A 15166-nucleotide genomic window follows, 5' to 3' on the forward strand; every position below is an offset into this window, starting at 1 on the left:
GGAGCCGATCGGAAACATTCCTCCCGTCGAAGCCGAGCAACGCTACTACGCTATGCTGGACGACGTCCCACTGGCTGCCTAATTTAAGAAAACTGGCCTCCGGCAATCCCGGTGCGGTTCACTCACGACCAAAGACCGATGCTTCCGCGTTCGGGAGAGGAAAGCGGTCGGCCGGCTTTCGGGAGGTGGGAAATGGCGTCTGAGGGTCCATAAAGGGTCGGTTTCATCTAAGCGAAAGCCGCGTCGTGTGACTTTGCGGCCATTCCCGTCGACCTGCGGCAACGACCGCTTCCTGCTGGAAGCGGCCGTCGTCGCCTCGATCGGTCACCGACGCTAATGAAGGCTGGCTGACGTGGGGCGTCTGCGCGATCTCGCCCTCGACGCGTCGCCTCTACATCACCCGCAGATAATGGTTCGCAAGGCGGATCCGAAATCGCGCGCGGGCAGCGTCAGGTCGATACTGGCGAAACGCAGCCTGTGCCCCTGGATCTCTACCGCTTCGTCCCGCACAGGGCCGTTCGAAGGATAGAGCAGCAGGCCCTCGGCCTGATCGGCGGCGGTGGATCGGCCCTCTTGGGATCGCAGGTACGTGTAGAGCTGGTAGATATGATCGCTCTTCAACGCGTCTCCGCCATGCTGCCGCGGGGTCAGCATGGTCGTGAACTTCGTGTCGACGACGATACGACGATCGCCGCACTCCAGAATGATATCCGAGATCATCCCCGGCATGACGCTCGCGATGCCGGGTGTCGCAGCCGCGATCTGCCAAGTGAGGGCGCGCTGCGGGCGAACCGTCCAGCCGTCGCGACCATGTACATGGTGTCGCAAATAGCCCGCCACACCGGCTTCAAAAATCCGCCGCAGCAAAGCCTCGTCGCGGGCGAGCTGGGTGATGCGCGTTCGCCCCTCGGCCTCGGCTGGAAGCACGAGGTCGAGCGCAAGCAGCGCGGCTTCGATCATAAGCTGATCGTCCACCTCACGCGGAGCCGGCATATCGCCAAGCAACTCCGACTTTGACGGTCGTGTTGCCCCGACGCCCCAGCTCCCTAGAACGCCTTCCAGATCCTTCAGGCGGCCGCTCAAACCTCCACCGGTCACCCGGCTCGCCAACGCCAACAAGGCGGCCCGGCACAACCGATTGCGCGGCCGGTCGAAGGTGAAGTCCTGATAGCGACATGTAACCCGACCGCGACGCAACTGTTGTCCGCTCTCGGTCGCGAGCCAGTCGATCCGGCCGCGAACGCGCGTGAGCGCGCCCGTCTTCGTGACATAGCCCCGGCCGAGGCCGCGCCGAAGGCGACGTTCCGCCGCTTCTGCAAGGAGTATGCCCAACAGATCTGCAAGTTCGGCATCGTCGTCGACATCGCCGAACTGATCGCCAAGCAGGCTGGCAAGGGCTGAGGCGTGCACCAGCAGGACCCAGAGATTGCGTATCGGAATGCCCTTTTGGCTGAGCCAAGTGGCCGCCTGCGTTGCCATCAGAAGGGCTGCCGCAGCAGCGCGATTTCCTCCTCAGCGACCCCGGTATCGTCGTACCAATATTCCCGAAGGAGCGGCCCGATCTCGTAATCGACGGCGGACAGAAACCAAGAAATCCAGTCCTCGGCTGAGCTGCCTGGGCTGATCGCCGGGGTCACGAAACTATGACCGATACAGAAATGCTGCCCGAGCGATCGATGCTGGGCGATGCGCGTGTTGAGCACCTCCACCCGGTTGGCGATCGCATCAACGATCGTTGTCGGTGCGGCCTTTGCGATGCACCACCGGCGCCATGGCGCTCCTAACTGCGGCCGGAGGTCGACAAACGCGAAGCGACGGCGCAGGGCCAGGTCGACCAGCGCCAGCGAGCGATCGGCGACGTTCATCGTGCCAATGATGAAAAGGTTTGGCGGCACGTAGACCCGCTCGTCAACCGTACGAGGATAAGCGAGGCGGAGCGCTTCGGACGGCTCGCGTTTCGAGTTCTCAATGAGCGTCAGGAACTCACCGAGGATCTGGGCGGGATTGCCGCGATTGATCTCCTCGATCACTACGACGAAAGCGCGCGTAGGGTCTGCCAGCGCGGCTGCGATCGCATCGAGAAAAACGCCGTCGGCCAGTTGAAGACTGCCTTTTCCGTCGGGCCGCCAGCCGCGGATGAAGTCCTCGTAACTGAGCGTCGGCTGAAACTGCACCGCGACCAAGCGTTCGGCGTCCCGGTCGCCGATCAGCGCATAGCCGAGGCGCTTTGCAAGCCAGGTCTTGCCGGTACCAGGAGGCCCTTGAAGTATCAGGTTCTGACGGCGCTTCAGCAGCGCAAGCAACGCTTCGAGATCGGCCGCATCCAGAAAGCAGCCGTCCGCGACGATCGACGCGATCGTGTACGGCTCGGGCGCGACGTCGCCAGCTTCGGTTTCGGCCTCAATCTCTGCACTCGCAATGTCGCCAGGCAGCCGCTCATCGATCCGCCAGCGATCTTCGAAATAATCGGGCAAGGCGGCCGCATAGTCCTCACCCTCTTCGCTCAACGAGAGCACGCCCTTTTCAGCATCCGCCACGATCAAACCGGCCATCCGCGCCCAGGTCGCGATGTGAGAACCGGGCTGCGTCGTTCGCCAGGTTGGAACCAGGCGCTGCAGCCGCTTGGCAGCCTCTGCAGTCCCGAACGTGCCCGGTTCCCGGCCGATCATCAGGAGCAGGTGCCCCATCCCGAAGACCCGACCTACCAAGGGGCCACGCAGCGCCTCTGCCGGCTCATCGGCGGTCAGCAATTCGAGGCCGCGATCGGTTGGACGGTAGGCTCCGTCTTCGAGCCGGAGCAGCCCCAGCCCGCCCATGGCTTGAGAGATGATGTTCCCGGCCGAGCTCGGGTTCAACTGCGTCGCTTCCGAGATGATGACGGAGACAAGGTCATCGCGGCTGATGCCTTGCTCGGCCTCTCGCGTTATCGCTTGTAGCAGGCCGACATTGTCCTTCACCCAGGCGAGGCTGCGGCGTTGCGCCGCCGCCGGGAGCAAGGAAAAGGGCGGGACCGCGCTTGCCTTGCGTTGCGGCGCCTCGATCGCAACCGCACCTTCGTCGGGCTTGTCGATCTTGGCTTCCCAAAGGAACCAGCTGAATATGGACTGATCGACAGCATCGTCATCGGTCTTCGGAACCCCCACCACCTGAACGATCGCAGCTCGGATAGCGGGGTGCTGGGCGACGAATTCGCCGGCCATGCGCTGCGCGCTGATTGCGCGTTGGATTGCCCAAACGCGCTTCTTGTCCATCAAGCAGGTCATGTCCTGAGGAAACATCGCGGCAAGGAGGCGCACAATCCGCGCGCGCGGCCGGCGCGGCGTATATTGGGGATACACATGGGCGAGCACTCGCTGGTAGAGCGCCTCCAAGGCTTCGCTGCGAGCCTCGAGATCAAGTTTGAAGATTGCGTCACGCTGGCTGAACAGCATCCGGGCGAGCGCTTCGTCCGAATAGGCCTCCGTCACGGTGACCGATTGACCGGGACCGATGCTCGAAACCGCGTCGGAGTTCCAGAGCAGTTCCTGAAATTCAGGAGAAATCCAAACGTCGAGATCAGCTGCCCTCACGGTCCGGACATGCTCAAGATACCGGCGACGCCATTCCGCGACGGGTTCCTGCTTCCGATAGTCGGCGAATTCGCCATCGTATAAGTCGTGCAATTGGGTCGCTGAGAGTTGCAAGTCTGTCCTCCCTGATAGGTCGACTACCCTTAGGCGTTAATCCCGGCGATAGAAGGGGGCGCTGCGAACAACGGAGAAACCTGTCGAAACCGGCGGGCCCAGCATCAACAGTTATAGTGTAGCGGCCACTCGCGAGAATCCCGGTCATCCTCGCCCGCCTCGCGCGCGTGAACGACCGAGCTTGGTCGACAGCTGCTGGAAAAGCGGAACGTCCGCTGCTGGGGATCGAAAGGCGGATGCTGAGCGTCCGATTAGGGTCGAGAGCCGTCGCGGGTTTCCAGATGTTTTGCGAGGGCAGATGCTCGGACCTAAAAATGGGATTTTCAACTCGTAATCCAGAGCTGAGGTCAGCCGACATTGAGCATCTCGCTTATTTTTGCGGAAAGCAGCTCGATCTGGAACGGTTTGGTGATCATCGCCATGTTCGTGCCGAGAAAGCCAGCGCGGATGGCTGCATTCTCGGCATAGCCGGTGATGAACAAGATCGGCAGATCCTGATGATGTTCACGAGCGATCTCAGCCAATTGCCTTCCATTCATGCCAGGCAGCCCGACGTCGGAGACCATAAGGTCGAAGTGCTGACCTGAACTGAGCAGCTCGATCGCCGCATTGGGCTCAGCCGCTTCGAATGTCCGGTAGCCGAGTTCCTCCAGAACGTCGCTTACCAGGAGCCGGACGGAGTCATCGTCCTCAACCAGGAGTACGGTCTGGCCATCGCCCTCCTCGACAATGCCCGACGTGGCGGCGACGTCGCCCTCGATGGGATCGTCCGCTACGGGCAGGAAGATACTCACCGTAGTACCCGTCCCGACTATGGAGTGGATGCGGACTTGCCCGTTCGACTGTTTGGCGAATCCGTACACCATGGAGAGACCGAGCCCGGTACCCTGACCGATCGGTTTCGTCGTGAAAAAGGGGTCGAAGACCTTGTCCAAGGTCTCCTCGTCCATGCCCACGCCCGTATCGGAAACCGAAACAACGACGTATCGCCCCGGCTTCACGCCAGGACGTGTCGCGCAATAGGCCTCGTCGAGATTGGCACCGCGCGTCTCGATGGTGAGCTTGCCGCCATCGGGCATCGCGTCGCGCGCGTTGATCGCGAGGTTAACTACTGCGCTCTCAAGCTGATTGGCATCGACAATGGCCGCCGGCAGGTCCGCAGCAGCGACGATCGAGATCGCGACCTTCTCAGACATGGTCCGGCGCAGCAGGTCATCGAGTGAGGACACGAGCTCATTGATGTCGGTCGGCCGGTTGTCGAGCGACTGCCGACGGGAGAAGGCGAGCAGCCGGGCCGTCAGGCCCGCAGCGCGCTGGGCTGAAACGGCCGCCGCATCCATGAAGCGGTCGAGGTCTTCGTAGCGGTCGGACGCAATCCGGCGCTTCATGATGTCGAGCGCGCCGATGACGCCAGTGAGCATGTTGTTGAAGTCGTGCGCGATGCCGCCGGTTAGCTGGCCGACCGCCTCCATCTTCTGCGCCTGGCGAAGCGCAGCCTCGGCGCGCTCCCGTTCGGCCGCCTCTGTTTTTAAGCGATTAAGCGCCGCTTCGAGGTCGGCGGTCCGCTCAGCGACCTGCGCTTCGAGGGTCCTCGCCGCATCTCTTAGGGCCTCTTGGGCGCGCTTCTGCTCGTCGATGTCGATTATGACGGAGATTGCGCCAACGACCGTTTCGTTTTCGTCTTTCAGAGGTACGCTGCTGACCCGCGTCCAAAGATCTGGTTCGTCTTGCGGATGAAACAAGAATTCGACCCCATCCACGATCTCACCGCGAAGAGCCCGCGCGCCGGGGAACTCGTCGGGCGCCAGCGGCCTCCCGTCCTGATCATGGGCCTCCCAACGCTGCCGGATGGTGGGATCAAGTGACGGTATGAGGCGCTCGATCCCGAAGCGTCCGAACGCGGGGTTGGTCAGCTGCGTGTCGCCATCGGGGCCGATGAAGGTCACGCCGATCGGCAGATTGTCTAGAAGGGTTGAGAGCCGCCGACGCTCGGCATCGAGTTCTGCCACTTGGTCCCGCAGTAGGAACTGTTTCTGGCGTGCCTTCATGGCCGAAGCGATGGCGCTCAGCAGCGATTCGGTGCTCAGGGGGCGTTCGAGAAGAACTACGTTGGTGGCGCTGTCGGGAAGACGCCGCTTGATCGCCTCGGCCGCAACGGGGCGGCCGGCCTGTCGACCCGTGAGCAGGATGAAGGGTATGTCTGACCAAGTCGGCTGCTGCTCCAGCGCAACGCGGAGCGCGCCGACCTGACCGGAGAGAGCCTCCTCCGTAATGAGGATCGCGCCGGCATGGTCGTCAAAGCTCGCAGCCAGATCATCGAGGCTCGGGCAGACGAGCGCGTCATAGCCGTTGTAGCGCAGGAGCGACGCTACGCTCTCGGCGTCGCGCCCATAGGGTGCGGCGATGAGGACACGATGGCCTTCGGACGCGGTTCTATGCACCGGACCCGCGATCTTCCATCAGCGGAGCCTTAGAGCCGACATATTCCGGTGTGCCGGTCAGGATGCCCCTGAAGTCTGAGAGGGGTTCTCCGACACGCACGCCCTCCTTGTCGATGCGGTACTCCCGTATGGTGTCCTCATGCGCTCCGCTACGATTCTTGACGATCGATATCGCCTTTCGAATCCGTCCTCCGGCTTCGAAATAGCGGAGCAGGATGACCACATCCGCCACGTAGGAAACGTCGAGGCCGTGGGCGTGCATGGTTCCAAAGAGCCCTTGCTGGGGGTTGACCAACAGGGTCACCACGCCGGCCTGATTCAGGAATGACAGAAGCTCGTGCAGCTGGAGGATCAGCTGCTGCTCCTGCGGCATCGCCGCTAGATAGCCGTTAAGGCTGTCGATAAGGACGACCTTGGCGGCGTTCTCCTCAACTTGTTCGCGTACCATGGCGGCAAACTGACCGGGGGCAACTTCCGCGGCATCGAGCTGTCGGAGCACGAGGCACCCATCGTCGATGAATTTCTGCAGGTCGATCCCGAACGCCTTTGCGCGGGCGAGTAGCGTGCCGATCCTTTCATCGAACTGATAGATAGCGCAGTGCTCGCCCCGTCCGCACGAGGCGGCGATATATTGCAGCGCGAGCGACGTCTTTCCGGCACCTGCTGGCCCGGTGATCAACGTGCTGGTGCCACGTGCCGGACCGCCTGCCAGCAGCGCGTCCAACTCGGGAACCCCGCTCGCAATGGCCGCACCGAGAAAAGGGGTGTGGTGGTCCGCTGCGATCAGGCGCGGGAAGATGCCGAGGCCGCCCCTCTGAATGACGAAGTCATGGTAACCCGCCACGAAATCGACGCCCCTAAGCTTTTGCACCTGGAGACGGCGCCGGGCCGCGCCGAAGTCTAGTGTGAGGCGCTCGAGCGTGACGACGCCGTGGCACAGGCTGTGAAGATGGCTGTCCCGCTCGGCACGCGTACCCGTGAGGTCATCGATCAGGATGACGGTAGTATTGAGACCCGCAAAGAACTGCTTCAGCTGCAGCAGGTGCCGCCGGTAGCGGAGAGGATCCTGCGCGAGCAGCCGCATCTCGGACAGGCTGTCGAAAACCACCCGCCTCGGCTTGATCTGCTCGACCTCCTTCCTGATCAGATCGATCGTTCCGCCCAGTTCCATTTCCCAGCTATGCAGGATCGACTGGTCGCGGCTGGCACCGAGCACTTCCTCGGCGGAGGCCAGTTCGAATAGCGCGACGCCATCAAGGTTCCAGCCGTGCGAACGCGCGACGACCTCGAGCTCTTCGCTAGTTTCCGAGAGAGTGATGTAGAGTACCGGCTCGCCAGCGCGCGCACCATCCTGAAGGAACTGCAACGCCAGCGTGGTCTTGCCGGACCCGGGCATGCCCTCGACGAGATAGAGCCGGTTGGCGGGCAGACCGCCCTTCAGTATCTCATCAAGCCCCCGGTTGCCTGTAGAGATGCGCTCTTCAGGTATTTCCATGCTTCACCTTCGTTCCGTTTTGCGAATGAACGCGGTAACGACAAATTTGCTCCGTCTTCTGGTCAAGTGTCAGCAGACATCGCCCGCGCCGCCAAGCGTTCAGTCGCCTGCAGCCGATCGCACCGGTCGCCTGGTTGGCCCTTCTGCAATTTTTCCAAGATCAATCTGGTCCCGGATTACGGACCTTCATAACCCTTCGAGCCGCCCCCAGGTGATCCAGCGGCTTGCATACGGCGAGTGGTGGAGCTCGGCGATCGTCCGCCGAGCGACCGATCAACCTTTCGCGCGACCGTTTACACCGTCGCGCTCCGACACATCTATCTGCGCAGCCAGCCGAGGGAAAAGCTGGCGGTCTGCATTTGGGCTATGAGATTTAGACTTCGAGTGTCCGAGTAGGGTCGGTCTACCTCTCCTGAAAGTCGTGCTTTCTTTGGCGATGTCGTCCAAGGTTAAGGGCGCGAATTATGACAAAGGAATGGGGGTTTCGTGCAGATCGACCGTGATCAGCTTATTTGTGGACTTCGGCCGGCTGAATTGAAAGCGCTGCTGGATCGACATCGATTCAGCACTCCTCGGGCGATGCTGCAACTAGATATCGAAGAGCCGGCCGCTAGCAGGCTGTTGCGAGAACTCGAGAGTGAAGGATGGATCGAATGGACGGGCGATAATGGGGGGGGGGATCGATGGAAATCGACACCGCGGGGCGATAGGCTAACCGCAAGTCGCCTAATCAAGCGATTTCCTATTTCCTTAGGGCGCTCGATCCTCACTGATGTAATTTCCTGCGCGCGAAAGATCAACGAAGAGCCCGAAAACTCGCACCGCATCACCGAGATCATATTATTTGGCAGCGTGCTTACCGGCGATGAGGACAGTGATGCGGGTGACATCGATCTCGTCGTTTCCGTGTTCCGTCGTTCTCTGGACGCGGCCAAGCTTGCAGAACTCATTGCGGCAGAAGAACGTCTGATGCCGAAAAGCTTAGATTTTTTGGGCCGACTTGAACGTCCCCGCATGGATATGCTCCGGCGCATCAAGAAAATCTCCAACAAGATTTCATTGCATCCGCATAATGATCTCGTTGCGCTCGGTGCACACCACCGAACTGTTTATCGTTTCGATCTTGATGGCGAGCGAGAACTCGCGCCTGATCCCGAGATCAAGATTCTCGAGAATAGTACCGAGGAGGAGCCTGCCTGCGAAGGTCTGGTTGCACCTGTCATGAGCCATCGGCCATGGCCTGTCGCACCAAATTCTTCCGCATTGCTGAATCATGTCGACTATGCGCGCCTGCTTCGAGCTCAGCACATTTGGATAAAGGGCATGGAGATTGACCTCATCGCCGATGCTGTTTCGGTAGATGAGCATGTTCTAAAGGGTTATCTTGCCAGCAAAAATGGTTCGGTACGTGCGAATATTCCCGCTTTTGATATTAACATCGGATGGATGATTCGGCAGGTCTGTGGGTCACTCAGCGGCCGTAGTCTACTGGTCAGTGTCCAACGTGGGGCCGGCCGCGATACCGCTATCGAATGCGAATTGCGAGATGCGGCCTTACGCGAGCGCATTGCCGGTATTCGGCGTTTCGGCTCTGGCGACATTCTGATTGAAGGACGATCAGAAGCGTTGGCACCAGTGGAGCGAGCATCCCGAGTCGCATGGCGCTGGTGGAAAGAGATGCAGGGACGTTTCGCAGGCCTGCGGCTGGACATGCGTATTTGTTTTGCGGACGAAGATGCAGAAGAGACTGCACTCGGCTCTAGGAAGCCTGATTTCAGGCCATTCGCGCTTCCGATGCGTTCACAACTTTTATCTCGTGTCCCTGCACCGCCCTCTTATGAGGGATTGGATCACTCGCTTATCATGACGTTTGGCCTCGGCAGATCGGCACTTCGATATTGGAACCGGGGAGAGACACATCCTCGTGCAAAAAGCTGGTCCATCCGTCGTTCCGCTGCGCCGGAATTGCTTGATAGCATCGAGCAATTCCGCAGGTGCCATGCCCCTCTCCTTGATCGCTGGATGGATATCAAATTATCGGTTCGCGGAACGGATCTCCCAGAATTGATGGATGCACTCCGGGCGATGCCCAACGAGGACGATTAGAGGAACGAGAGGCTTCTGCTCGTCCTCTTTGACGTGGTCTTGCCGGTTACTGTAACGACGCGCACCTGCTCGCGGGAACGGAAGCCATCGTCATACACGAATCGGAACCGGACATTCGCCTATCGGCAACCTGGAGCGTCCAAAATGAGAAACCGGACCGACCGCATCTGGGAAGGCCAAACTCGCTGCTGAGCGACCGCAATGGGTCGGTTTTACTCGCGGCGAACGCCGTGTCGTGGGACTAGGTGATTATACGCCTCTGATCCGGCCCTCCATCTGGGCCTGGTCGCCGGTCCGCAGCATCCTTGCGACCGTCACTACCCCTTCGGTGGACCAAGTCCGGCGGGATATTTCAAGGCATGGGGCGTCAGGGGCAGCACGAAGCAGTCTGCGATCGTCAACCGTTCCCATGACTGCCCGGATAATTTCGCGGCCCTCGCGGTGCGGCCGAACAAGCATAAGTTGCGAGAATAGTGTCTGTGACGAAAGGTCGATAGCCATAGCATCCGACAGGAAGCGTGGCGCGATCAGTCGATCTTCCAGCTCAAGCGGCGTGTCGTTCTCGTGGTGCAGGATTACTGCGTGAAAGATGGGGTTGCCGTCAGCAATTCCGAAGACCTCAGCCTCGTTGTTGGTCGCTGGCCTCAGATCGCGGCAGAGGACTTCTGCACGATGGTGCCCCCCGCGCGATTTGATTTCGGCGATGACGTCGAGATGGCGGAATTCGGCCACATACGAACTCGGCTCCGCCACGAACGTGCCCGACCCGCTACGACGAACTAAAAAGCCGCGCGCTGTCAGATCGCGAAGTGCGTGATGCACCGTCATGCGGCTGACGCCGAACGTCGCGGTTAAAGCACTTTCCGAGGGTATGCGCTCGCCCGGCCTCCACTCGCCAGCCATGATACGGGTGACCACATGATTGCAAATTTTTTCGCGTAGGCCCTGCACTGTATTTTCGTCGCTCATGCACCACCAGTATCTCATGGGGTGTTCGATGGACAGCTTACTCCAAGCTGTATATACAGATTTTAGGTTGGGGCTGCCATGCGAGTTAAAATGAAGTTCATTTCCGAAGATCAATCAGCGGCTCTCGTCACCCACGATATGGCCTACATTGCTGGTGACGCGCTTCAAGCCGCTGCAAGCGAGAGTGCTGTTATCTTCCCGGCCTTGCTGGCTCACGGATCGAGCGCAACCGACCGCTTCTCCGTGAAGTCCGCCGCGACCAGCGATCTGGCGGGATTGAAAATTGGTTCGTTTTGGCCTGGCAACGCGGACATTGGGTTGCCGCGCCATGCCTCCACCATCCTGCTTTTCGATCAGAATGTCGGGCGCATTGCATGGGTGATCGAGGCCGGAAAAGTGAATTCCTATCGCACCGCTGCGGCCGACGCCGTTGTAGCGGATGTCCTTGCCCGGCCCAATGCTGAGATTATGGCGATATTTGGCGCCGGCCATCAGGCTCTGTACGAGTGCCTGGCCATCAGTCGTGTCCGGCAATTGACGCAAATACTCGTCGTAGCGCGCGATCCCACTAAGGGAGAAGCCTTCTCCGGCGCCTTGCGGGAGCATGGTCTGCCAGCGGCCGTTGCCGAGGCGAGCGAGGCCTGCGCCCGCGCCGACATTGTCGTGACCGCTACGGGCGCACGAGCGCCACTGTTCGAGGCAGGCTGGATCCGCCCCGGAACCCATGTAGCGAGCATGGGTTCGGATGCCGCCGAAAAGCAGGAACTGCCCCCGACGCTGTTCGATCGCGCCGACCTTTTCTGCGACTTGCCATCGCAGGCGATCGTCATGGGGGACCTGCAGCACTTTACCGGCGATCCAGGCCAGATCGTGCCGATCGGCGCGGTCCTGAGCGGCAATGCGCCGGGCAGATCTTCCGCCGAGCAGATCACGGTATTCGACAGCTCCGGAATCGCGCTTCAGGACCTTTATATTGCCCGGCATCTTATCGCCGCACACAATGTTCACCAGCACGATTGACCAACATGACCGATCTCGCCATCACCGCCGCTGATGTCCATGACGCCGCCTCGCGCATCAAAGGTGCGGTCGTCCGCACGCCTTTGTTGGAATTCGCGTCACTGAATGAACGCGCTGGACATCGTGTGCTGGTGAAGTTCGAGGGCGCGCAGCATACGGGCGCGTTCAAATTTCGCGGTGCCTACAATCGGCTGTCGCGGATTCCCGAGAACCAACGGCCGGCAGGCGTAGTAGCGTGGTCCGGGGGTAATCACGCACAGGGCGTGGCGGCGGCGGCGCGCCTCCTCGATATTCCGGCGACCATCGTGATGCCGTCCGACGCCCCTTCCATCAAGGTTGCCAATACCCGGGCGCTCGGCGCGACGATTGTGCCTTACGATCGCTACACCCAGTCGCGTGAAGAGATTGCCACGGCCATGGCCGAAGAGACCGGCGCCGTCTTGGTTCCGTCGTTCGACGATCCCTATATCATCGCCGGGCAGGGCACCGCCGGCCTTGAGATACTTGAGCAGGCCGAGGAGGCTGGCGCCTTGATCGGGCAGGTGTTGGTATGTTGCGGCGGCGGCGGACTCGTTGCGGGCATCGCCACTGCCATTAAGGATGCTGAGCCTGACATCGCGATCTATAGCGTAGAACCGGCCGCTTTTGACGATACGGCCCGGTCTCTTGTCAGTGGGCGACGGGAAAAGGTACCTGCTGATGCGCGCTCCATCTGCGATGCGTTGTTGGCTCCAAGCCCTGGCGAACTGACCTTTCCGATCAACAAGGCGCTGCTCTCCGGCGGCATGACTGTGACCGACGATCAGGTGCGCAATGCTATGCGCTTCGCGTTCGAGGCCATGAAGCTGGTTATCGAGCCTGGCGGCGCCGTCGCCTTGGCTGCGCTGCTCGCCAAAAAACCGTCGCCTGCCAACGGCGCAACGGTGGTGGTGGTGTCGGGCGCCAATGTCGATCCGGAAATCTACAGCACCATCCTTTCGGGATAAAGTGTACTCTATCTGTCGGTGCAATCTGCTGGCGCCAGTGAACGGCGGCTTTCAGGAAAATCTGCCGCTCCAGCCACTAACGCTGAATGGCTAAAGTTGGTCGCCTGCTGCCAGAACCGGAACGCTCGGACCGGGGAACATAAGATGAAGCGCTGGACGTTCCTCTTCGTGTCCCACCGGCCGCCTGCCGCGTCTTGGAGATATCCAGGCCGTTTAGCTGAGCTTACGCCCCCGAACGCCGCGCGGCCATGTGTGGCGACCAGTCAGGGATGTCGTCCGAGCTGATAATTGCGGCAAAGACAGCACCTGGCAGAGCGCGCAAGAGCTTGGATGGCAGGACGCGCTCGATTTCGTCGAAGAGCGCGTCGGCCCTATCGCCGATGAAGTCACGCAAAGGTGGTATTATGGCTCGCGGCGCGCCGGCGAGGACGCTTCTCTTGATGAGGATGGAGCGTATGGCCGGTTTGTCACCGATGCGTACAACCCACCCCTGGTTCATTATGACCCAGCTTTCACCGCGCTGGATGGTAGCTGCTGCTTCTCTTCCCATACGGAGCATGCTCTGCTCCATAATCCAGAAAATCAATCCATTTCAGAATTGTAAGGGGATCGGGCGTCGCGAGGCTAATCGCGAACCGTCGGTATCTTGATTGTCGATCACGCGGCATTTGCGCACCGAAGTACGCCGTACGGCATTCAGAACCCGTGCCTGGACCTACCCGCGGAACCGGAACGACACGCCCCTTAAACGGCGCCAATTCGCCGGATGAAGGGATAGAGGCACGTTCGTGCCCGCATCTGCGCCGCAGGGGCGCTGCTGCGAGGCGCACCCGCAAGGGGATGCGCTGGCGCGTCGGCAGGCGCCGCGCTGAGGAGCAACTAGACGTCGATCAGGTCATCATCTTCGAACTGGACAGGCACGGGCTGTCGCCGTCGCTTGGGCCTGACCTTGCGCACATTGACCGAGGCGGCGCTGATCATGTTCTTGATGTGCGCGGCATAATGCTTCTGGATCATCTCGACGCTGGTGCGGCAGTTTCGGGCGACCGCGTAGACATCGGCCCCTTCCATGAGCCGCAAACAGATATAGGTGTGGCGTAGCGAGTATGCGGTTCGCGCCTTGCCATCCCGGTCCAGCTTGAGCTCGGCCCTGGCGAGCACGCCGTTGAACAGCTTCACATGATTGCCGGGGAAGACCTTGTCGGTCGGCTGAGGCAGTTGCGCCTCAGGTGCTTCAGGCACTTCATTGTCCCCTGCCCTGCGCCTGCGCTGCGCCGCGCGGCGACTTTCCCCTTGCACAGGCCTAGGCCGATGGAGCAGCCGCTCGTAGGGCCGCACGGCATTGGGCATGGACTTGCAGAAACCCACCCCGCGCTTGCCGCGCACTTCGATCTCCAGAATCTGTTGCCCCGTCTCATCGTCGATGACGATTTCGACGTCACGGTGTTCGAGGTTGGAGGCTTCATCGGGCCTGAGGCCGGTGTTGGCCATAAACAGCACGTAGTCATGCACCTGCTGGGCGTTCCACGCAAAGTGCGCATGGAACGGTTCTTTAGCATAGGCCCCGGTAGCCTTGTAGAGCTCCTTGTACTCCGCCGGACTGAACCAGGGGCGATGCTCGACCTTCGTCGATGCCCGATAGGGACTGGAGATATCCGGAAGGTGCGACAGCCAACCATGGCTGACCGCCGTGCGCAGCACCTGACGCAACGTCACGATTTCGTTGTGAAGGGTTTTTCGCGCAGGCGGCTTGTCCGAGACCGGACGATTGCTCTTCGAGTGCGGATTGGCGATCCCGCGCGAGGACATCCGGTGCACCCGGTACTCCTGCACCTTGCCGCCCGTGATCTCGGAAAGCCCCAGATCACCAAAGAACGGCAGCAGATGCACCCTGAGCCGAATACCGTGCCCCTCGGTCCACCGCTTGCTGCGCTGGCCTTCGGTGATGATCTCGTATTCGCGAAGGAACTGCGTCGCAGCGTGGCTGAAGGTCTTCTCGGTTTTGAGGATGCCGGCATGCAGTTTGCCACGCAAACCAAGATACCAGTCTTCCGCCACTTGCTTGGCCAAGGACAGGCTGTCCGTCCTGGTGGTGGCGCGATGCTGCTTGCCACCGACCGATGCAGAGCAATGCCATTTGCCGCCGTCTATGCGCCGGTAGAGCTGAACTTTCCCGCCTAGAATCTCGTGCCTGTGCATGACAATTCGCCAGTGCTGCAAGGGGAGCCTCGCGCACGAATGTCTCACAGATCGGAAAGTTGCGCAAATGTGTTAGCGTTGTGCTAGGCACATCGAGGCTGTCGCCGGTTTTGGCGAGTGCCTTAGAGTATTGTTTTATCTAGGAAAGTTGGTTGCGGGGGCAGGATTTGAACCTGCGACCTTCAGGTTATGAGCCTGACGAGCTACCGGGCTGCTCCACCCCGCGACACTGAGGGCTTGAGTTGAGCCCGTAGTTTTTGCGTTCTG

Annotated in this window: 10 protein-coding genes and 1 tRNA gene; 4 read left to right on the forward strand and 7 right to left on the reverse strand. The window is 60.7% G+C overall.

Going from position 1 to position 15166, the window contains the following annotated elements; translation table 11 throughout:
• Nucleotides 1-396 precede the first annotated feature (396 nt).
• From AC3EC3_RS19345 to AC3EC3_RS19360, 4 genes are all read right to left on the reverse strand, one after another.
• A complete protein-coding gene (locus tag AC3EC3_RS19345; RefSeq protein ID WP_488491211.1) occupies nt 397-1479 on the reverse strand; it encodes a 5-methylcytosine restriction system specificity protein McrC in 1083 nt (360 codons plus the stop codon).
• The gene (locus AC3EC3_RS19350) at nt 1479-3683 is read right to left on the reverse strand and encodes an AAA family ATPase (RefSeq protein WP_488491212.1); all 2205 of its coding nucleotides are present in this window, start codon (nt 3681-3683) and stop codon (nt 1479-1481) included. Before AC3EC3_RS19350 ends, AC3EC3_RS19345 begins: the two co-directional genes overlap by 1 nt.
• A 347-nt stretch (nt 3684-4030) precedes the next feature.
• Complete coding sequence (locus AC3EC3_RS19355) at nt 4031-6124, reverse strand: hybrid sensor histidine kinase/response regulator (RefSeq protein ID WP_488491213.1); 2094 nt, start codon at nt 6122-6124, stop codon at nt 4031-4033.
• Nucleotides 6117-7619: an ATPase domain-containing protein gene (locus AC3EC3_RS19360; protein WP_488491214.1), complete on the reverse strand. Its 1503-nt coding sequence runs from the start codon at nt 7617-7619 to the stop codon at nt 6117-6119. Before AC3EC3_RS19360 ends, AC3EC3_RS19355 begins: the two co-directional genes overlap by 8 nt.
• Nucleotides 7620-8105: 486 nt before the next feature.
• Between AC3EC3_RS19360 and AC3EC3_RS19365 the strand changes: the two genes are divergently transcribed.
• Nucleotides 8106-9725: a nucleotidyltransferase domain-containing protein gene (locus AC3EC3_RS19365; protein WP_488491215.1), complete on the forward strand. Its 1620-nt coding sequence runs from the start codon at nt 8106-8108 to the stop codon at nt 9723-9725.
• Nucleotides 9726-9974: 249 nt separating this feature from the next.
• On the opposite strand, the gene AC3EC3_RS19370 is transcribed toward AC3EC3_RS19365, so the two are convergent.
• A complete protein-coding gene (locus AC3EC3_RS19370; RefSeq protein WP_488491216.1) occupies nt 9975-10694 on the reverse strand; it encodes a UTRA domain-containing protein in 720 nt (239 codons plus the stop codon).
• A 90-nt stretch (nt 10695-10784) separates the two neighbouring features.
• Here AC3EC3_RS19370 and AC3EC3_RS19375 point away from each other — a divergent pair, with 90 nt between their 5' ends.
• The 3 genes from AC3EC3_RS19375 (at nt 10785) to AC3EC3_RS19385 (ending at nt 13304) form a co-directional block, all read left to right on the forward strand.
• Entirely contained in the window at nt 10785-11714 is a 930-nt protein-coding gene (locus tag AC3EC3_RS19375; RefSeq protein WP_488491217.1) for an ornithine cyclodeaminase family protein, read from the forward strand.
• A gap of 5 nt (nt 11715-11719) precedes the next feature.
• A complete protein-coding gene (locus tag AC3EC3_RS19380; protein WP_488491218.1) occupies nt 11720-12700 on the forward strand; it encodes a threonine ammonia-lyase in 981 nt (326 codons plus the stop codon).
• Between the two features lie 250 nt (nt 12701-12950).
• On the forward strand, nt 12951-13304 hold the full coding sequence (locus AC3EC3_RS19385) for a hypothetical protein (protein ID WP_488491219.1): 354 nt from the start codon (nt 12951-12953) through the stop codon (nt 13302-13304).
• A gap of 275 nt (nt 13305-13579) precedes the next feature.
• Here the strand turns inward: AC3EC3_RS19385 and AC3EC3_RS19390 are convergent, their stop codons facing one another.
• Nucleotides 13580-14920, reverse strand: a complete 1341-nt coding sequence (locus tag AC3EC3_RS19390; protein ID WP_488491220.1) for a site-specific integrase — start codon at nt 14918-14920, stop codon at nt 13580-13582.
• Nucleotides 14921-15048: 128 nt separating this feature from the next.
• A tRNA-Met gene (locus AC3EC3_RS19395) sits at nt 15049-15125 on the reverse strand.
• Nucleotides 15126-15166 lie beyond the last annotated feature (41 nt).

The organism is Novosphingobium sp. BAM6 (assembly GCF_057784955.1).